Source organism: Janthinobacterium sp. 1_2014MBL_MicDiv (genome assembly GCF_001865675.1).
GTDB lineage: Bacteria > Pseudomonadota > Gammaproteobacteria > Burkholderiales > Burkholderiaceae_D > Janthinobacterium.
This window is the reverse complement of the sequence record NZ_CP011319.1, coordinates 1,878,695-1,897,712: the sequence shown is the minus strand read 5'-3', so window position 1 is coordinate 1,897,712 and position 19,018 is coordinate 1,878,695. Positions and strand designations below refer to the sequence as shown.

At 66.5% G+C, this 19,018-nt stretch carries 14 protein-coding genes; 4 read left to right on the top strand and 10 right to left on the bottom strand.

Features of this window, described 5'->3' with window-relative positions; translation table 11 throughout:
• Positions 1–59: 59 nt before the first annotated feature.
• Complete coding sequence (locus YQ44_RS08395; RefSeq protein ID WP_071322981.1) at positions 60–395, bottom strand: hypothetical protein; 336 nt, start codon at positions 393–395, stop codon at positions 60–62.
• Positions 396–568: 173 nt separating this feature from the next.
• Here YQ44_RS08395 and YQ44_RS08390 point away from each other — a divergent pair, with 173 nt between their 5' ends.
• Positions 569–1,486, top strand: coding sequence for a pyridoxal-phosphate dependent enzyme (locus YQ44_RS08390; protein ID WP_071322980.1), 918 nt, complete (start codon positions 569–571; stop codon positions 1,484–1,486).
• Positions 1,487–1,490: 4 nt separating this feature from the next.
• Here the strand turns inward: YQ44_RS08390 and YQ44_RS08385 are convergent, their stop codons facing one another.
• The 7 genes from YQ44_RS08385 to YQ44_RS08355 all read right to left on the bottom strand — a co-directional run bounded on the left by YQ44_RS08385 (position 1,491) and on the right by YQ44_RS08355 (position 12,278).
• Positions 1,491–3,500, bottom strand: a complete 2,010-nt coding sequence (locus YQ44_RS08385; protein WP_083411706.1) for a diguanylate cyclase domain-containing protein — start codon at positions 3,498–3,500, stop codon at positions 1,491–1,493.
• The gene (gene cysC / locus YQ44_RS08380; protein ID WP_071322979.1) at positions 3,497–4,036 is read right to left on the bottom strand and encodes an adenylyl-sulfate kinase; all 540 of its coding nucleotides are present in this window, start codon (positions 4,034–4,036) and stop codon (positions 3,497–3,499) included. The genes YQ44_RS08385 and cysC overlap by 4 nt, the downstream gene beginning before the upstream one ends.
• Before the next feature lie 95 nt (positions 4,037–4,131).
• On the bottom strand, positions 4,132–6,819 hold the full coding sequence (locus tag YQ44_RS08375) for a nitrate reductase (protein ID WP_071322978.1): 2,688 nt from the start codon (positions 6,817–6,819) through the stop codon (positions 4,132–4,134).
• An 11-nt stretch (positions 6,820–6,830) separates the two neighbouring features.
• On the bottom strand, positions 6,831–8,057 hold the full coding sequence (locus YQ44_RS08370; RefSeq protein ID WP_071322977.1) for an NAD(P)/FAD-dependent oxidoreductase: 1,227 nt from the start codon (positions 8,055–8,057) through the stop codon (positions 6,831–6,833).
• Complete coding sequence (nirD, locus tag YQ44_RS08365; protein WP_071322976.1) at positions 8,054–8,416, bottom strand: nitrite reductase small subunit NirD; 363 nt, start codon at positions 8,414–8,416, stop codon at positions 8,054–8,056. The genes YQ44_RS08370 and nirD overlap by 4 nt, the downstream gene beginning before the upstream one ends.
• 3 nt (positions 8,417–8,419) lie before the next feature.
• The gene (gene nirB, locus YQ44_RS08360) at positions 8,420–10,972 is read right to left on the bottom strand and encodes a nitrite reductase large subunit NirB (RefSeq protein WP_071322975.1); all 2,553 of its coding nucleotides are present in this window, start codon (positions 10,970–10,972) and stop codon (positions 8,420–8,422) included.
• A 10-nt stretch (positions 10,973–10,982) separates the two neighbouring features.
• A complete protein-coding gene (locus YQ44_RS08355) occupies positions 10,983–12,278 on the bottom strand; it encodes an MFS transporter (protein ID WP_071322974.1) in 1,296 nt (431 codons plus the stop codon).
• Between the two features lie 332 nt (positions 12,279–12,610).
• Between YQ44_RS08355 and YQ44_RS08350 the strand changes: the two genes are divergently transcribed.
• Positions 12,611–14,491 (top strand): CehA/McbA family metallohydrolase, encoded by a 1,881-nt coding sequence (locus YQ44_RS08350; protein WP_232251182.1) that lies wholly within the window; start codon positions 12,611–12,613, stop codon positions 14,489–14,491.
• Here YQ44_RS08350 and YQ44_RS08345 read toward each other — a convergent pair.
• The gene (locus YQ44_RS08345) at positions 14,476–15,435 is read right to left on the bottom strand and encodes a LysR family transcriptional regulator (RefSeq protein WP_071326343.1); all 960 of its coding nucleotides are present in this window, start codon (positions 15,433–15,435) and stop codon (positions 14,476–14,478) included. The two genes, YQ44_RS08350 and YQ44_RS08345, sit on opposite strands and share 16 nt — an antisense overlap.
• A 145-nt stretch (positions 15,436–15,580) precedes the next feature.
• On the opposite strand from YQ44_RS08345, the gene YQ44_RS08340 reads away from it, so the two are divergent.
• Positions 15,581–15,976, top strand: a complete 396-nt coding sequence (locus tag YQ44_RS08340; protein ID WP_071322973.1) for a RidA family protein — start codon at positions 15,581–15,583, stop codon at positions 15,974–15,976.
• 201 nt (positions 15,977–16,177) lie between these two features.
• Positions 16,178–18,283 carry a prolyl oligopeptidase family serine peptidase gene (locus tag YQ44_RS08335; protein WP_083411704.1) on the top strand — a complete coding sequence of 702 codons (2,106 nt, stop codon included), beginning with the start codon at positions 16,178–16,180 and terminating at the stop codon, positions 18,281–18,283.
• A gap of 90 nt (positions 18,284–18,373) precedes the next feature.
• Here YQ44_RS08335 and YQ44_RS08330 read toward each other — a convergent pair whose 3' ends face one another.
• A complete protein-coding gene (locus tag YQ44_RS08330) occupies positions 18,374–18,997 on the bottom strand; it encodes a glutathione S-transferase family protein (protein ID WP_071322972.1) in 624 nt (207 codons plus the stop codon).
• Between the last annotated feature and the right edge of the window lie 21 nt (positions 18,998–19,018).

The following is a 19,018-nucleotide window of genomic DNA, read 5'->3' as shown; positions in this document are numbered from 1 at the left end:
AAGAGAACAGTAATAAAAAAGGACGCCGCAGCGTCCTTTGGACTGTCCGGACCTGCGCCTCAGGCGGCGGGCGACGGCAGGGCGATGCCGATGGCGGCCGCCGCTTCCGCGTTCTCGCTGGGCGAGCCGGCCAGCACATAGCCGCGCTCGAGCAGTTTGCCCGTGTAGTATTTATTGTACAGGAAGGCCCACACGACGCCGACGATGAACATGCCGAAGCCGGCCGTGAACAGGCCGATGATCACCGTCACGACGAAGGCGCCGATAAAAGTAATGAAGTCGCCGCGAAACAGGGCCGGGAAAAAGCCGAAGAAGAACGTGGTCCACGAAAAGCCGTAAAAGCCGTCTTTCATCAAGCCCGTGTCCTTGTGCTTCATTGCAATACGAGTTGCCATTACTGTTCCTTTGTTTTTTGAAGTAGAAAAAATTCCAATTCTATTTTATCAACTTTCACATATTTCCGTGTGGAAATTTTTCTGGGCGACACGGTTTTTCCGGCTGGCAGCCGAATCCGCCTGCCGCTCCATCTGCGCTAAGATGCCGGCCTGACTCTTTTTCCGGAAAAAGCATGGCCCTGCACATCGAAACCCCTTTGCTCAACTCCCGCGCGCTGAGCCTGCTCAGCGAACGCGCCATCTGGCTCAAGCTCGAAGCGCTGCAGCCGCCTGGCTCGTTCAAGATCCGCGGCATCGGCCTGGCCTGCGAAGAATACGCGCGGCGCGGCGCCAGCCGCTTCATTTCCTCGTCGGGCGGCAATGCCGGCATCGCCGTCGCCTACGCGGGACGCCAGCTGGGCATCCCCGTCATCGTGGTGGTGCCGGAAACGACCAGCGAGCGGGCGAAGGCGCTGATCGTGCAGGAAGGCGCGCAAGTGATCGTGCATGGCGCTGCCTGGCAGGAAGCGAACGCGCTGGCGCAATCAATGCTCACGCCGCAGGACGCCTTTTTGCACCCGTTCGACGACCCGCTGCTGTGGCAAGGCCATGCCGGCATGATCGACGAAGTGGCCCGCACGGGCCTGAAGCCGGACGCCGTCGTGCTGTCGGTGGGCGGCGGCGGCCTGCTGGCCGGCGTGGCCGAGGGCTTGCGGCGCAATGGCTGGGACGACGTGGCGCTGGTGGCCGTGGAAACCGCAGGCGCGGCCTCGCTGGCCGCGGCCGTGGCCGCGCGCGAACACGTGGCCTTGCCGGCCGTGACCAGCATCGCCACCTCGCTGGGCGCGCGCCAGGTGTGCGCCCAGGCGTTCGCCATCAGCCAGACGCGCCCGCTGCACAGCGTGGTGGTGTCGGACAAGGCAGCCGTCGACGCCTGCCAGCGCTTCATCGGCGACCAGCGCCTGGTGGTGGAGCCGGCCTGCGGCGCGGCCCTGGCGGCCGTCTACGGCAAGGCGCCGCAGCTGGCGCCCTACCGCAATGTGCTCGTCATCGTCTGCGGCGGCGTGACGGCCACCGCGCAGCAGCTCGACCACTGGGCTGCCAGCCTGTAGGCAATCACGGCGGCGCGGCCGCCTCGATCAGCGCCACGCTGTCGCGGCCCTGCCCCTTGGCCTCGTACAGGGCCTGGTCGGCCAGGTCCAGCAGCTGCGCCGGCGTCAGCGCGCCGTCGCGGAAGATGGCGATGCCGATGCTGGTCGTCACCGGCAGCCCGCCGCTGCCCAGCGCGAACGGCAGGCGGATGGCGTCGATGATCTTGGCGCCGATCTGGCGCACTTCGGCCGCGCTTTTCACGCCTTCCAGGACGATCACGAATTCATCGCCGGCCAGGCGCGCCACCAGGTCGCTGGCGCGCACGCTGCGCGCCAGGCGGGCCGCGAATTCCTTCAGCACCTCGTCGCCCGCATGGTGTCCGAGGCTGTCATTGATGGCCTTGAAACGGTCGATGTCCAGGTAGGCCAGCGCCATCGGCGCGCGCGTGGCGCGCGTGCGCTGCATGCTTTGCGCAAGCTGTTCATCGAAGCGGCGCCGGTTGGCGATGCCCGTCAGGGTATCGGTGGCGGCGGCAAACTGCAGCGCCGTGTGCGCCGCCTTGACCTTGGTGATCTCGTGGATCAGCCCATACACGCCCTCCACCGCGCCGCTCTCGCCCACATCGGGTACATAGCTGGTCTGGAAGGCGCGCCGCCCCCCGTCCCCCTCGCCATCGATGGTGAATTCATATTCGACCTCTTCGCCCGCAAAGGCGCGCTGCAGGTACTGCTCGCGCAGCTGGTAGGCTTCTTCGCCCAGCACCTCGCGGATCGACTGCATCAGGCTTTCCTGCTGCGAGCGGCCGAACCATTTTTCAAACGTCGCATTGATGAACTGGTAGCGGTGCTCGCGGTCGATGTACACGATCACCACGGGCACGTGGTCCGTCAGCAGCTTCAATCGCCGTTCGCTGTCGCGCGTCTGCGCCTCGGCGATTTCGCGCTCGGCCACCAGCGAGTAAAAATCGCGGCTCAAGTCGCCGATTTCGTCGCGCCGCTCGATTTGCAGCACCTCGATGCCGAGGCGCTGGCGGCGGATCTGGTGCACCTGGCGGCGCAAGCGCTCCAGCGGCTGCAACAGGCGCAGCACCACGCGCCAGCCGGCCAGCCCCGCCAGCGCCGCCAGCAGCACGGCGGCCAGCAGGATCTTGCTGCGGATCGCATGCAGCGGCGCGAAGGCGTCGCGCATGGGGTAGACGGAAGCCAGTATCCAGCCCGTCGAGGCGATGCGCTGGTAGGCAAACAGGGCGTCGACGCCGCTCGTCGTGGTGCCGGTCAGCCAGCCCTCGTAGCCCTGCATGGCGCGCCGCGTGGGTATGCTGATCGGGCCATGCGCCTCGATATGCTGCATGATGCGCGACTTGTCGGGATGCTCGACGATGATGCCGGCATCCGTCATGATGTACAGGTAGCCGCCCGTGCCCGGCTTGAGTGCTTCGAGGCGGCCCAGGAAATCGGGCTGGCGCAGGTTGACGCTGGCCGCCAGCACGTAGCGCACGGCGCCCTGCGCATCGAACACGGGCTGCGTCACGACCACGATGGGCATGCCGGAAATGCTGCCATTGAGCGGCGCGGAAATGACGGAACGCCTGGTCGCCAGCGTCTGCTCGAAATAAGAACGGCCTTTCAGGTTCAGCCCCGCCTGCGGCTTGAAGGGGCTCAGGCTGGCCAGCAGGGAACCATCGGCGGCGACCACGCCGGCCGTGAAAAACTCCGTCCCCAGCACCGTTTGCGCGGCCAGGAAGCGCTGCAGGCCGGCGCCGTCATGCACGCCGCTGGCCGCCAGGCTGTCGGCGATCACGCGCAGCACGTTGCGCTTGGCATTGAGTTCCTCGTCGATGAAAACGGCGGCGCTGGCCAGCGACACGTACTGCTGCCGTCCCGTCACGTCGCGCATGCCGCGTTCGGCCACGGCCAGCGTGGCCAGCGCCAGCAGCGCCACGGCGCCCAGCACCAGCAGGAAGACGACCACGCTCATGCGCGCCTTCAGGCTGGCGGGCAGGCGCCGGCGCAGCCATTTTCGCCAGGTCGTCACGATTGCCGCTGCAGGTGCCGGCAAATCCGCTCGACCGATTCGTCCAGCGCCAGCGCCTGCGTATCGAGCGTCAGCGCGGCCGACAACGGCGCTTCATAGGGCGCGGATATGCCCGTAAATTGCGCAATCTGCCCCGCGCGCGCCTTCGCATACAGGCCCTTGGCATCGCGCGCCTCGCACACGTCGAGTGGCGTGCTGACATGCACTTCGATGAAATTGCCTGCGCCGATGATGCTCGCGGCCATGGCACGGTCGGCGCGGTACGGCGAAATGAAGGCCGCGATGACATGCACGCCCGCCATGTTCATCAGGCGGGCCACTTCGGCCGTGCGGCGGATATTTTCATGCCGGTCGGCCGGCGTGAAACCCAGGTCGCGGTTCAGGCCATGGCGCAGCTGGTCGCCATCGAGCACGGCGACGGCGCGCCCCTCGGCTTGCAAGCGGTGTGCCAGCGCATGGGCGATACTGGTCTTGCCGGCGCCGCTCAGGCCCGTCAGCCAGACAGTGGCCGGCGCCATCCCTGTGTAATCCCTCATCTTGTCTCCCCGACTCTGTGAGGGCGAATATAACAAAGGCAGCCGGAAAAAGACAGTCGCGGGGAGCAGCGCGACGCATGCAGCCTACGGCAAGGCTACGGCGCGCTCTGCGCCAGCGTTTCGGCCAGGGTGACGGCCAGCAGCTGGCGTATCTCCGGCACGCAGGAACCGCAGTTGCCGCCCGCCTTTACGCAAGCCGTCACCTGCGCCGCGGTCGTCAGTCCTTTTTCGCGGATGGCGGCGCAGATGGTGTTGCGCCCCACGCCAAAGCACGAGCAGACGGTGGGACCGGCGTCCACTCCCTTGCCGATCGGCTGGCCCAGCAGCACGCCGGCGCGGTCGGCCGCATCCATGAGCGGATGCGCAAACAGGCCCGCCAGCCAGGCGCGCGACGGCAGGTCGGGCCGCGGCGAAATGAACACGCACTGTTCGATGCGCCCCGCCTCCAGGTGCACGGCGCGATACACGCCGGCGCTGGCGTCGGCATAATCGAGCCAGTCGGCGTCGGGGTCCGCCACGCCGAGCAGGGAACGCGCCCAGGCGCCCAGGTCATCGACGCGCTGGCGCCCGGCCAGCTCGTAGCGCAGGAACTGCTCGCCCTGGATGCGCGTCCAGTGCGCCACGCCGTCGAGGTTCAGCGGCGTGCGGCTCAGGACAAACGCATGCCAGTGCACGCGGAACTGCTCGATGCGCACGGGCGTATGCTTGAATTCCGGCTCGCCCGATACCGGATCGACCACCGGGTTGACGACGGCGCCCACGCGCGCGTCGGAGGCATTCGCATCGCTCCAGTGGATCGGCACGAAGACCTGCCCGCGCGCGATGCCGCCGCCATGCACGACCCTGGCCACCATCGCGCCCCAGGCACTGGAAACGCGCGCCAGCTCGCCTTCGCGCACGCTGTACAGCAGCGCATCCTGCGGGTGGATGTCGATGAACGCCTCGGCCACATGGTCCGACAGCCTGGCCGCCTTGCCCGTGCGCGTCATGGTATGCCACTGGTCGCGCACCCTGCCCGTGTTCAGGATCAGCGGATAGTCTTCGTCCGGCGCATGGCGCGGCGCGCGCGGCGCCGTCGGCACGAAACGCGCACGGCCGTCCGCATGCGCGAAGCGGCCATCGCCGAACAGGCGCGCCCGGCCCTGCGGCCACTGCTGCGGCAACAAGCCATCGTACTGCGCGTCACTCAGCCCCACCAGATGCGACAAGTTGAACAGGCGCGCCGTTTCCGCCTCGTTGCGGAAGGCGGACAGGCGCGCATGCTCGTCGAAAATGGCCTGCGGCGCCGCGAAATCGAAACCGACATAGCCCATGCGCGTGGCCACGGCGCACAGCACCTGCCAGTCGGCGCGCGCCTCGCCCGGCGCCGGCAAGAAGGCCCGCTGGCGCGAGATGCGCCGCTCGGAATTGGTCACCGTGCCATCCTTCTCGCCCCAGCCCAGGGCGGGCAGCAGCACGTCGGCGTGGGCATTCGTGTCCGCCTGCGCGCTGATGTCGGACACCACCACCAGCTCGCATTGGGCCAGCGCGCGGCGCACCTGGTCGGCGTCCGGCATGCTCACCAGCGGATTGGTGGCGATGATCCACACGGCCTTCACCGTGCCCGCCTCGATGGCGTGGAACAGGTCCACCGCCTTCAGGCCTGGCTTGCTGGCGATGCGCGGCGCATCCCAGAACGTTTGCACGGTGTCGCGGTGCAGCGGGTTGTCCAGCTCCAGGTGCGCCGCCAGCATGTTGGCCAGACCGCCCGCTTCGCGCCCGCCCATGGCGTTCGGCTGGCCCGTCAGCGAGAATGGCCCCATGCCGGGCTGGCCGATACGGCCCGTGGCCAGGTGGCAGTTGATGATGCTGTTGACCTTGTCCGTGCCGCTGGAAGACTGGTTCACGCCCTGCGAAAAGGCGGTGACGACCTTGCGCGTGGCGGCGAAGTCGCGGTAGAACGCCAGCAAGGCGTGCGGATCGACCTTGCATATCTTCGCCACCTGCAGCGGATCGCCGCAGTCCACGTGCGCGGCCGCCAGCGCCTCGTCCAGGCCGCGGCTGTGCTGGGTGACGAAAGCATCGTCGACCATGCCTTCGCGCGCCAGATGGCACAGCAAGCCGTTGAACAGCCACACGTCCGTGCCGGGCTTCACCGGCAGGTGCACATCGGCCAGCTCGCAGGTGGCCGTGCGGCGCGGGTCGATCACCACCAGTTTGACTTCGGGCCGGCGTTCCTTCAGGCGCGCGATACGCTGGAACAGGATCGGGTGGCACCAGGCCGTGTTCGACCCCACCAGCACGATCATGTCGGCCAGCTCCAGGTCGTCGTAGCAGCCTGGCACGATGTCTTCGCCGAATGCGCGCTTGTGGCCGGCCACGGCCGACGACATGCACAGGCGCGAATTGGTGTCGATATTCGCGCTGCCCACGTAGCCTTTCATGAATTTATTGGCCACGTAATAATCTTCCGTCAGCAGCTGACCCGAGACATACAGGGCCACCGCATCGGGCCCGTGGGCGTCGATGATGGCGCGCAGGCCGCCGGCCACCTTGTCGAGCGCGGCATCCCAGGACACGCGCCGCAACTCGCCATCGACGCGCACCTGCGGCTGCAGCAAACGGTTCTCCAGCCCCAGGGTATCGCCCAGCGCCGAGCCTTTCACGCACAGGCGACCCTGGTTGGCCGGGTGGCTGCCGTCGCCGGCGATGCGGATGGCGCCGTCGGGCAGGCGTGTCGCTTCCACGCCGCAGCCGACGCCGCAATACGGGCAGGTGGTTTTCACGGGCATGCAGCTGGTCATGGGGTTTCCTGTCATGCGGCCTGGGCGCACAAGGCCTGGCCAAACAATAAATGGGCGCGCAGCTTGCTGATGTCGCGGCGCTGCTGGATCAGGTCGAAATACCAGGGGCCGTCCTGCACGTCGCCATACAGCACGGCGCCGGCCAGGCGGCTGCCCTGCACCACCAGGCGCTTGTAGACGCCGCGGTGCGGATCGCGCAGCACCAGGTCTTCGCTGCCCTCGCCGCCGATGATGTCGCCCGCCGAATACAGGTCGATGCCCGTCACTTTCAATTTGGTGGCGCTGGCCTGCTGCACATAGCGCCGGTGGCCCGCGCCGGCCAGGTGCGCGCCGCAGACGCGCGCCTGCTCCCAGATGGGCGCCACCAGGCCGAAGGTGGCGCGCCGGTGCTGCACGCATTCGCCAACGGCGTAGACGCGCGGATCGTAGCTTTGCAGGCAGTCGTCGACGACGATGGCGCGTTCGCAGTGCAGGCCTGCCGCCTGCGCCAGCGCGATGTTCGGCCGCACGCCGGCCGTCATCACCACCAGGTCGGCGGGAATGCTGCTGCCGTCCGCGAACTGCACGCCCTCGACGCGCCGCGTGCCCGTGATCGCGCTGGTGCTCGCGTGCATCAGGAAACGTAGGCCGCGCGCTTCCAGCGCCGTTTTCAGCAGCATCGATGCGGGCGCATCCAACTGCTGGTTCATCAGGCTGCCGCTCATGTGCACCACCGTGACGTCCATCCCCTGGCGCTGCAAGCCGTTGGCCGCCTCCAGCCCCAGCAAGCCGCCGCCGATCACCACCGCATGCCGGTGCTGGCGCGCCGCGCGCAGCATGGTGTCGACATCGTCGATATCGCGAAAGCCGATCACGCCCGGCAGCTGGTGGCCCGGCACGGGCACGATGAACGGCGTCGATCCCGTGGCCAGCAGCAGGCGGTCGTAGCGCACCTCGATGCCGGACAGGGCCTGTACCGTGCGCGCCTGGCGGTCGATGCGCACCACCGGGTCGCCCGCGTGCAGGGTGATGCCGTGCTGCGCATACCAGTCGCGCGTGTGCAGCATGATGTCGTCCACCGTCTTTTCGCCGGCCAGCACCGGGGACAGCAAGATGCGGTTGTAATTGCCGTGCGGTTCGGCGCCGAACACGGTGATGTCGTACAGCTCGGGCGCGAGTTTCAGCAATTCCTCGACCGTGCGCATGCCGGCCATGCCGTTGCCGACGACGACCAGGGACGGCCGCGCGGGCGCGTTCACAGCGCCACCCACACCATGTCGGCAAACACGCGCGCGGGCCAGGTGGCGACGGAATGCTCGGGCGCTTCCAGGCACTCGCCGCTGGCCAGGTCGAAATGCTGCTTGTAGATGGGCGAGGCGACGACGATGCGTTCGCCGATGCTGCCCACCAGCCCCCGCGACAGCACCGAGGCGCCCGCGTTCGGGTCCACATTGTCGATGGCGTACACGCGCGGCGCGGCATCGCCGACGCGGAACACGGCCACATGGCGCCCGTTCAGCAAGGCGCACACGCCCGTATCGGGCACGATGTCGGCCAGCGGGCAGATCGCCATCCAGTTGTCGGCGGTGACGCCGGAAAGTTCGTTAATCGCGTTCATGGCTCAAGCCTCCACGGCAAGGATGGGGATCACGCCGTTGCGGCGCTCGCCCGGCGTGGCGGGACGGATCTGGCCCCGCTCCTCGACAAACACCACGTTCTCGTCGTTCTTGTCGCTGTTGACGAAATGGCGGAAGCGCTGGCGCACGGCGGGGTCCGTGACGGCCGCTTGCCACTCGCAGGCATAGGTGTCGACCACGTGCTGCATGTCCGCCTCCAGTTCGTGGGCCACGCCCAGGCTGTCGTCGATGACGACACGCTTCAGGTAATCGAGCCCCCCTTCGAGGTTGTCGCGCCACACGCTGGTGCGCTGCAGGCGGTCGGCCGTGCGCACGTAGAACATCAGGAAGCGGTCGACATAGCGCACCAGGGTCGCCTCATCGAGGTCGGACGCCAGCAGTTCCGCGTGGCGCGGCTTCATGCCGCCATTGCCGCACACGTACAGATTCCAGCCCTTTTCCGTGGCGATCAGGCCGATGTCCTTGCCCTGCGCCTCGGCGCATTCGCGCGTGCAGCCGGAGACGCCGAATTTGATCTTGTGCGGCGTGCGCAAGCCCTTGTAGCGGTTTTCCAGTTGAATCGCAAAACCCACGCTGTCGGCCACGCCGTAACGGCACCAGGTGGAGCCGACGCACGATTTCACCGTACGCAGCGACTTGCCGTAGGCGTGGCCCGATTCGAAGCCGGCCGCGATCAGCTCTTCCCAGATGGCCGGCAGCTGGTCGACGCGCGCGCCGAACAGGTCGACGCGCTGGCCGCCCGTGATCTTGGTGTACAGGCCGTATTTTTTCGCCACCGTGCCCACGGCGATCAAGCCGTCGGCCGTCACCTCGCCGCCGGGCATGCGCGGCACGACGGAATACGTGCCATCCTTCTGGATATTGCCGAGGAAGTAATCGTTGCTGTCCTGCAGGCTGGCGTGCACGGGAGACAGCACGAAATCGTTCCAGCAAGAGGCGAGGATATTCGCCGCCACGGGCTTGCACACGTCGCAACCGAGTCCCTGGCCATGTGCGGCCAGCAGTGCACCGAAGCTGCGGAGCTTGCCGACGCGCACCAGGTGGTGCAGCTCCTGGCGCGAATACGCAAAGTGCTCGCACACATGGTTATTGACGGCCAGGCCCTGCTTCTGCATTTCCGCCTTCATGATCTGCGTCACCAGGGGCACGCAGCCGCCGCAGGCCGTGCCCGCCTTGGTGCAGCTTTTCAGGGCGCCGATCGTAGTGGCGCCGCCGGCGACGGCCGCGCACAGCGCGCCTTTCGACACGTCGTTGCAGGAGCAGATTTGCGCCGACTCGGGCAAGGCGTCCACGCCTAGGCCGACTTTTTGCTGTCCATCGGCTTGCGGCAGGATGAGGAATTCCGGCGACGCCGGCAGCTCGATCTTGTTCAGCATCATCTGCAGCAAGGTGCCGTATTCGCTGGCGTCACCCACCATCACGCCGCCCAGCAGGTATTTGCCGCAATCGGAGACGACGATCTTCTTGTAGATCTGCTTGCGCTCGTCCATGAACTGGTAGGAGCGGCTGCCCGGCGCATTGCCGTGCGGGTCGCCCAGGCTGGCCACGTCCACGCCCATCAGTTTGAGCTTGGTGCTCATGTCGGCGCCCTTGAACGATGCCTCGCCCTCCTCCTGCAGCACGTGGCGCGCGCAAATGCGCGCCATTTCATAGCCGGGCGCCACCAGGCCGAAGACCAGGCCGCCCCACAGCGCGCATTCGCCGATGGCGTAAATGTCGGGATCGGAGGTGACGCAGCTGTCGTCGATGGCGATGCCGCCGCGCGGCCCCACTTCCAGGCCGCAGGCGCGCGCCAGTTCGTCGCGCGGGCGGATGCCGGCCGAAAAGACGATCATGTCCGCTTCCAGGTGGCTGCCGTCGGCAAACTGCATGCGGTGCGTGGCGGATTCGCCGTCGACGATGGCCAGCGTGTTCTTTTGCGTGTGCACGGTCACGCCCAGTTCCTCGATCTTGCGGCGCAGGACGCGCGCGCCGCCCTCGTCGACCTGCACGGCCATCAGGCGCGGCGCGAATTCCACCACGTGGGTGTCGAGTTTCAAATCGCGCAGCGCCTTCGCGCATTCGAGGCCCAGCAGCCCGCCGCCGATCACCACGCCCGTGGCGGACTTGGCGCCCCAGGCCAGCATGGCTTGCAGGTCTTCGATGGTGCGGTAGACGAAGCAGCCGTCGCGATCCTTGCCCGGCAGCGGCGGCACGAACGGCGTCGAGCCGGTGGCAAATACCAGCTTGTCGTAGGGGAGCACCTCGCCCGTGCTGGCGGTGACGGTCTTTGCCGCGCGGTCGATGCCGATGGCGCGCGCATTGAGTTTCAGCACCAGGTTAGCCTTGTCGAAGAAGCCGGGCGCCACCAGCGACAGCTCGTCGGCCGATTTGCCGCTGAAAAATTCGGACAGGTGCACCCTGTCGTAGGCGGGGCGCGGCTCTTCGCACAGCACGGTGACTTGCAGCTGCGGCGCATGCTCCAGCGCCAGGCGCTCGAGGAATTTGTGTCCGACCATGCCATGGCCGAGGACGACGATCTTCAGGGGGTGGTTCATCGCTGTCTCCTCAGGCCGCGGCCATGTTTGGTTCGGCCGCCTCGCGGGTAAAGCGCACGGCGATGGCGCACAGGGCAGAGAGCACCACCAGCACGCTGAGGATGATCAGGGTCTGGCGGATGTCGCCCGTGCCCTTCATCAGGAAGCCGGCCGCCACGGCGCCCACATTGCCGCCCGCGCCGATGATGCCGGCCACGCCGCCCAGGGCGCGGCTGTCGATGAAGGGCACCAGCGCGTAGGTGGCGCCGCACGCCATGTGGGTGAACAGGCCGAAGACCAGCATGGCGATGACGGCCCAGGTGACGCTGTCGACCTTGGCAAACCACAGCAAGCCCACGCCTTCGCCTATCATCAGCATGAACAGCAGGGTCACGCGGCTGTTCAGGTTGCCGCGCAGGGCCAATTTATCCGACAGCCAGCCGCCCAGGGCGCGGGCAAACAGGGCCAGCAGGCCGAAGCTGCCGGCGGCCAGGCCGGCGGACTTGAGCGACAGGCCGAAATGGTCGACGTAATAGACGGCGGCGATGTTGTGGATGAAGATCTCGATGCCGAAGCAGGCGCCGTAGGTGACGAACAGCAGCCACACGCGATAGTTGCTGCTGGCCGCCTTGAAGCTGTCCCAGCCGCCCTTTTTTCCACCCTCGATGGCCGCGCCGGCCGCGCGCAAATCCGAATAATTTCCTTCCGGGCAATCCTGTGTATAGCGCCAGTACAGCGCGGCCATGACCAGCATCAAGACGCCCGGCACCAGCAAGGCCACGCGCCAGCCCAGCGATTCGGACACGCCCAGCATCAGCACGGCACCGAGCAGCAGCGGCATCAGCGCCTGCGCCGCGCCCCCGCCCGCATTGCCCCAGCCGGCGGCGGCCGCATTCGCCGTGCCGACGACCCTGGGCGCGAACATCACGGAGGTGTGATATTGCGTGATGACAAAACTGGCGCCCACGGCGCCGATGCCCAGGCGGAAGAACAGAAAGCTTTCATAGCTTTGCGAAGCGGCCACGCCCAGCACGGGAATGGCGCCCAGCAGCAGCAAGCCCGTATACGTCTTGCGCGGGCCGTAGCGGTCGCACAATGGCCCGACGATCAGGCGCACGAGGATGGTGATGGCGACGGCCGCGATATTGATATTCGCCACTTGCGCCAGGGACAGGCCAAATTCGCCCTTGATGACGGGCATCAGGGGCGCGCAGGCGAACCAGGCGAAGAAACACACGAAAAATGCCATCCACGTCAGGTGGAATGCGCGCATGGGCGGCGTGGCGAGGGAGAAGAGCGCGATGCGCGTTGCTTTTTGGCTGGCCATGATGGTTCCCGAAGTATCCCGTTAATCACAAAAATACAAAACGGCGCCCGCCCCTGCCGATGAGAATCAGCCTGGGCGGACGCCGTTGTCCATGTGGTCCGTCGTTGGACCGTTGTGTTCAGGGGATCGCCGTTGATCCGTATCTCCTGTTTAGCAAGCGCCGTGCCAGACCGGTTCCGGGGCAACCAGGCGCTCTGGCCCCAAACTGCACGGGCTTTGCGCCAGATCATGGCCGATGGCGGTGCAAACACGCCACTTGTTGGTGCATGCGGGGAACCGCCAGGGATCACGCTTGTCTAAATATTATCAACAGCAAGAAGCGGGAGGGCCAAATGCGTGGCCAACTCTGCGGGCAACTCTGGCGGCAAGCCAAATGGGTGGCGTGCGCGTGCATCGGCGTCTTCATGCTTGTCTGGAGCAATAGCGCCGCAGCGCAAGCGGCGCTGGCGCCGGTACCGCTTGCTGGCAGCGTCGAGCCCGGCGAGCATAGCGAGCTCGATGCGACGGTGCAAGCGCCCTTCCACGCCGCGCCCGGCGCCCGCGCCACGCAGGCGCGCACCTTCATCGTGCGCCTCGCCTATCCTGGCGGCATAGGCCGCACTGCTGAAAGTGGCGACACAGGGGGCACTGGCCGCGCTGCCGGTTCTGGCGACACGGCGGGCGCGGCGGGCGTGGGCGCCGTCGGCAGCGCCGGCGCTGCCGGCAGCGTGGGCAGCGCGGGCGCCCTTCCGGCACACATGGCACACCCGGTCGCCTGGCGCCTGACCCTGTCGGGACCCGGCCCGCAGGGGGCGGTGCGGCGCCAGTGGTCGGGACGCGCAAGCGTCGGCGCCCGCACCGTGAGCCTGGCGCTGCCCTGGGATGGCCGCGCCGACGCCGATGCGCGCGGGCGGCGCGCGCAGGTCGCCGACGGCTTGTACCAGCTGCGCCTGCTGGCCGTGGCGGACCCCGGCACGCCGCAGGAAGCGCAGGTGGAGCAGCAATGGCAAATCCTGGTGCAGCGGGGACGCAGCGCGGCACCGCGCGTGCCCGCCTTCCATACCGGACTGCAACAGTTGCCCAGCCTCGATGGCCAGGCGGACTACCGCATCGCCTACGCCAACCTGCACAGCCAGACGCGCCACAGCGATGGCGGCGCGGCACTCGACGCCTGCCGCGGCGCGCAGGAGCCGCAGACGGCGCCCTTCGGCCCCATCGATGCCTATCTGTATGCGCAACACCATGGGCTGGACGTGCTGCTGGCGTCCGAGCACAATCATATGTATGACGGTTCGGACGGCACGAATCCACTCGCCAATCCTGCCGAAGCGAAAGCCCTGTACCAGACGGGCCTGGCCGAAGCGGCGGCCTATACGGCCGCCCACCCCGGCTTCCTGGCCCTGTACGGCATGGAATGGGGCGTCATCAACAAGGGCGGCCACCTGAATCTCTTCAACAGCGACCAGCTGCTGGGCTGGGAAAAAAATGCCCGCGGCGAACTGCTGGCCGACGTGGAGACGCCCAAGGGCGACTACGCGGCCCTGTACGCGCTGATGCGCGAGCGCGGCTGGCTGGGCCAGTTCAACCACCCTGCCTACGCTGGCCAGTTTCTCGTCAACGGCCAGCCGCTCGGCTATACGCCCGATGGCGATGCCGCCATGGTGTTGTGCGAGGTGATGAACACGTCCGCGTTTTCCACGAATGAGCAGGAAACGGAAAACCGGCGCAGCAATTACGAGGCGGCCTGCAACCGGGCCCTGGCGGCCGGCTACCACGTGGCCTTCAGCAGCAACCAGGATAACCACTGCGCCAACTGGGGCGCGGCATATGGCAACCGCACGGCCGTGCTGGTGGCCAGCCCGGCTGCCGGCACGCCCCTGTCACGCGACAGTTTCCTCGAGGCGCTGCGCGCGCGCCGCGTGTTTGCCACCATGGACAAGCACGCGCAACTGCTGTTTACGGCCAATGGCAAGCTGATGGGAGAGCGCTTCGACAATCGCGGGCCGCTGCACCTGGCCACCAGTTTCAGCAACAGCGCCGGGCGGCAAGCGGCTGTCGTTGCCATTTTCCACGGCGTGCCAGGCAGCAATGGCTCCGTCACACAAATATCGGAGCAGGCCGAGCTCACCGTCACGCCCGCGTCCGGCCCCCACTTCTATTACGCGCGGCTGACGCAGGACGATGGCAATATCGTCTGGTCGGCGCCCGTGTGGGTCAATCAACTGCCCGAATGAGTACCTGATGTCGTCACCGACACCGTTTCATGGAACTGCGGCGGCGCATGCCGCGCCATCAACCCGACCACCCAGTCGATGAAGACGCGCAGCTTCATGCTGACATGGCGATTCGGCGGATAGGCGAGGTACAGTGGCATGGGAGCGATCTGCCAGCCGGCAAACAGGGGAATCAGGGCCCCGGTCGCCACATGCGCCCTGGCCATGTAGTCCGGCAGCCACAAGGCGCCCAGCCCCGCCAGCCCTGCCGCCAGGTAAGCGTTGCCATCGTCTATCGACAGCACGTACTGGCCCCGGATCGTCACGCTCTTGCCACCCTGCCGCATCACGGCGCAGTAAGCATTGCCGCCATGCCCCCAGCGAAAGCGCACGATACGGTGCTGCGCGCCGTCCAGTTCCTGCGGATGGCTGGGCGTGCCGGCGCGCCGCAGATACGCGGGCGCGGCGTACACGGCCAGCTGCAAGTCGCCGATCTTGCGCGCCATCAGGGACTGGTCGCGCAGCTCGCCACCGCGGATGACGCAATCGACGTTATCGCCTATCACGTCGACCATGCGGTCGCTGGCGCCCATGTCCAGCTGGATGTCCGGGTAGCGGGCGTGAAACTGCGGCAGCGCCGGCACCAGCAGCAGGCTGGCAAGCGGACTGGGCACGTCCACCCGCAGCTGGCCGCGGGGCAGCGCGGCGGCGCCGGGCAAGCTGGCTTCAAGTTCGTCCAGGGTGGCCAGCACCTGCACGATGCGCTCGTAATAAGCGGCGCCATCGGCCGTGACATTGACCTTGCGCGTCGTGCGGTTCAGCAACTTCAAGCGCAGCCGCGCCTCGAGCTGCTGCACCAGCTGCGTCACGCTCGTGCGGCTCATGTGCAAGGTATGGGCCGCACGGGTAAAACTGCCCGTCTCGACCACCCGCACGAAGGCCCGCATCGTATCCAACTTGTCCATCATCACCTCCGCATCCCGATTGTTTGGATTATACAAACAGTCATGAGGGAGTTTCCCCCTTTATCTGTACGGCTGCCGCCGCTAAAGTTCTATCCAGGCCGCCGTCGGGCGGCAACCTTCAGGGAGCCATGCCATGAGTAATGCAATGACCACACGCGACGTCGTCTTTCCGCCCGGACGCCAGGCGCTGTACGACAAAAACCGCTATTCACCCGCCGTGCGGGCCAATGGCTTGTTGTTCGTCTCCGGCCAGGTGGGCAGCCGCGCGGACGGCACGCCGGAACCCGGACTGGAAGCCCAGGTCAGGCTGGCGTTCGACAACCTGAACGCCATCCTGCACGCCGCCCGCTGCACCTTCGACGACGTGGTCGACGTGACCGTCTTCATCGTCGATCCGCAAGCGACGTTCCAGCGCATCTGGGACATCGTACAGGCCGAGTACTGGGGTGACGCCCCCCATCCCACCGTCACGGCCGTGGGCGTCACGTGGCTGTACGGTTTCCAGTTCGAGATCAAGGTGGTGGCGAAGTTGCCCAGCTAGCGCGGCAGGCCGGGAAATACGCGCCGCAGAATAGCCGCAGAATATACGGCTGGGCGGGCGAGCGGAAAATATTATAGGAAAAACATGCCGTCTCTTTACTAATATCCTCGACATACTGGTTCCCCGCAGCAATCCGTGGCACCATGGGTGCGCCGTTTTGCCTGCAACGCGGCCTCCATCGGACCAACAAGGAACCCCCATATGTCGTCATATCGCACCTTCGCCGGCAGCATGCTGTTCGGCCTGGCCGCAGCGGGCATCGCCCATGCACAGGCGCCCGCCCCTGCTGCCGCCCCCGCCGATCCCTACCTGTGGCTGGAAGAAGTCCTCGGCGACAAGCCGCTGGCCTGGGTCAAGCAGCACAATGCCGTCAGCGTCAAGGAACTGGAAAGCCAGCCCGGCTTCCCTGCCCTGCAGGCGCGCCTGAAAACCATCCTCAATTCCAAGGAGCGCATCCCCTACGTCAGCAAGGAAGGCGCGTATTACTATAATTTCTGGCGCGACGCCCAGCACGTGCGCGGCATCTGGCGCCGCACCACGCTGGCGCAGTACCAGCAGGCGGAACCCGTGTGGGAAACCGTGATCGACCTCGACCAGCTGGCTGCCGGCGAGCAGGAAAACTGGGTGTGGGGCGGCGCCTCCTGCCTGTATCCGAAGGGCGAGCGCTGCCTCATTTCCCTGTCGCGCGGCGGCGGCGACGCCAAGGTCATCCGCGAATACGATGTGGCCAAGCGCGCGTTTGTCGACGGCGGCTTCAACCTGCCGGAAGCGAAGGGCAGCGCCAGCTGGATCGACGAGAACACGCTGTTCGTCTCCACCGACTTCGGCCCCGGCTCGATGACCAGTTCCGGCTACCCGCGCATCATCAAGCAGTGGCGGCGCGGCACGCCGCTGGCGCAGGCGCAGATGGTGTATGAAGCCAAACCCGATGACCTGAGCGCCGGCGCCTACAAGGATTTCACGCCCGGCTACGAACACCAGTTCGTCGAGCGCCAGATCGATTTCTATAGCGGCGAAATGTTCCTGCGCGAGGGCGCGAACCTGAAGAAAGTGCCGAAGCCGGACGACGCCACGGCCTTCACCGTGCGCGACCAGCTGGTCATCACCCTGCGCTCGGACTGGAAGGTCAACGGCAAGACCTATCCGCAGGGCGCGCTGCTGGCCACGGATTTCCATGCCTTCATGCAGGGCAAGCAGGACCTGGAAGTGCTGTATGCGCCGAGCGCCACGTCCTCGCTGGACAATGTCACGGCGACCAAATCGGCCATCCTCGTGACGACCCTGGACAAGGTCAAGAACCGCCTGACGGAATTGCGCCATGTGGATGGCAAGTGGCTGCGCCGCGCCGTCGACGCGCCCGCGCTGGGCACCCTGGCCGTCAGCGCGCTCGACCCGGTCGACTCCGACCAGTACTTCCTGACGGTGACTGACTTCCTCAATCCGACCACGCTGTACCTGGGCACCGCGCAAAGCGACCAGCGCACGAAAATCAAGTCGCTGCCCGCCTTCTTCGACGCCGCGCCGTACAAAGTCGAGCAGTTCGAATCGACGTCGAAGGATGGCACGAAAGTGCCCTACTTCGTCATCATGAACAAGGCGACGAAATTCAACGGCAGCAACCCCACCGTGCTGTATGGCTATGGCGGCTTCGAAGTGTCGCTGAAACCGAGTTACAGCGGCATCATCGGCGAAGCATGGCTGAACAAGGGCGGCGTGTACGTGCTGGCGAATATCCGCGGCGGCGGCGAATTCGGCCCGCGCTGGCACCAGGCGGCGCTGAAGGAAAACCGCCAGCGCGCCTACGACGATTTCATCTCGGTGGCGCAGGACTTGATCAAGCGCAAAGTCAGCAGCCCGCGCCACCTGGGCATCATGGGCGGCAGCAATGGCGGCCTGCTGACGGGCGCCGTCCTGGTGCAGCGGCCTGACCTGTTCAACGCCGTCGTCAGCCAGGTGCCCTTGCTCGACATGCGTCGCTACCACAAGATGCTGGCGGGCGCCTCGTGGATGGGAGAATACGGCGACCCGGATGTGGCCGAACAATGGGCTTACATCAGCAAGTACTCGCCCTACCAGAACGTCTTCAAGGACAAGAAATATCCACGCGTGCTGTTGACCACCTCGACGCGCGACGACCGCGTCCACCCCGGCCATGCGCGCAAGATGGTGGCGAAGATGGAAGAGCAGGGTCACGACGTGCTGTACTGGGAAAACACGGAAGGCGGCCATGCGGGCGCCGCCAACAACGACCAGCAGGCGCAGATGTGGGCGCTGACCTACACCTTCCTGCTCAAGCAGCTGAAGTAAGCCCGGCGCGCGCGGCCTGACGCGCCGCCCGTACGCGCAAACGCCTGCGCCGGAGCCTCCGGCGCAGGCGTTTTTTTCTGCTGGAATCGTTTATTTGGCCTGCGCGCTGGGACGCTCGGCGATGCGGTCGCGGTAAGCCTGCAGATGCTGCAAGCCTTCCGCACCCGGCTTGTATTTCATCAGGCCGCGCGCAAACTCCAGCGCGCAGAAGGCCGTGATATCGGCGATGGTGAAGCGGTCGCCGGCGATATATGGCTGGCTGGCCAGCAGCTGGTCGAGCCACTGCGCCGTCTCGCGCATTTTCGCGCCCTGCGCCGCGCCGAAGTCGGGGAACTGCGGGTTTTCCAGCGCCACCAGGGCCGGATGGCTGTGGCGGATGCAGTTGGCGATGCCCATGAACAGGTGCAGTTCCACCCTGCGGTCGGCCATTTCGATGAAGGCGCGTTCTTCAAAACCTTCTCCCATCAGGTTGGGCTGCGGCTGCAGGCCTTCCAGGTAGGTGCAGATGGCGCGCGTCTCGGCCAGCACGCGTCCGTCCGGCAATTCCAGCGCCGGCACGCGGCCCATCGGGTTCTTTTCCAGGAAGGCGGGATCGCGGTGCTGGCCCGCCATCAGGTCGAGCGCCACTTCCTCGATGCCGGCGATGCCTTTTTCGGCGATGAACATGGTGACGCGGCGTGGATTCGGCGTGCGGGGGCTGATATACAGTTTCATGTGCTGGTCTCGGTATCGTTA

Excerpts from the sequence above, each read along its gene's own strand:
- YQ44_RS08395 (WP_071322981.1), bottom strand. The coding sequence starts at position 395 with ATGGCAACTCGTATTGCAATGAAGCACAAGGACACGGGCTTGATGAAA.
- YQ44_RS08390 (WP_071322980.1), top strand. The coding sequence starts at position 569 with ATGGCCCTGCACATCGAAACCCCTTTGCTCAACTCCCGCGCGCTGAGC.
- cysC (WP_071322979.1), bottom strand. The coding sequence starts at position 4,036 with ATGAGGGATTACACAGGGATGGCGCCGGCCACTGTCTGGCTGACGGGC.
- YQ44_RS08375 (WP_071322978.1), bottom strand. The coding sequence starts at position 6,819 with ATGACCAGCTGCATGCCCGTGAAAACCACCTGCCCGTATTGCGGCGTC.
- nirD (WP_071322976.1), bottom strand. The coding sequence starts at position 8,416 with ATGAACGCGATTAACGAACTTTCCGGCGTCACCGCCGACAACTGGATG.
- nirB (WP_071322975.1), bottom strand. The coding sequence starts at position 10,972 with ATGAACCACCCCCTGAAGATCGTCGTCCTCGGCCATGGCATGGTCGGA.
- YQ44_RS08355 (WP_071322974.1), bottom strand. The coding sequence starts at position 12,278 with ATGGCCAGCCAAAAAGCAACGCGCATCGCGCTCTTCTCCCTCGCCACG.
- YQ44_RS08350 (WP_232251182.1), top strand. The coding sequence starts at position 12,611 with ATGCGTGGCCAACTCTGCGGGCAACTCTGGCGGCAAGCCAAATGGGTG.
- YQ44_RS08345 (WP_071326343.1), bottom strand. The coding sequence starts at position 15,435 with ATGGACAAGTTGGATACGATGCGGGCCTTCGTGCGGGTGGTCGAGACG.
- YQ44_RS08340 (WP_071322973.1), top strand. The coding sequence starts at position 15,581 with ATGACCACACGCGACGTCGTCTTTCCGCCCGGACGCCAGGCGCTGTAC.
- YQ44_RS08335 (WP_083411704.1), top strand. The coding sequence starts at position 16,178 with ATGTCGTCATATCGCACCTTCGCCGGCAGCATGCTGTTCGGCCTGGCC.
- YQ44_RS08330 (WP_071322972.1), bottom strand. The coding sequence starts at position 18,997 with ATGAAACTGTATATCAGCCCCCGCACGCCGAATCCACGCCGCGTCACC.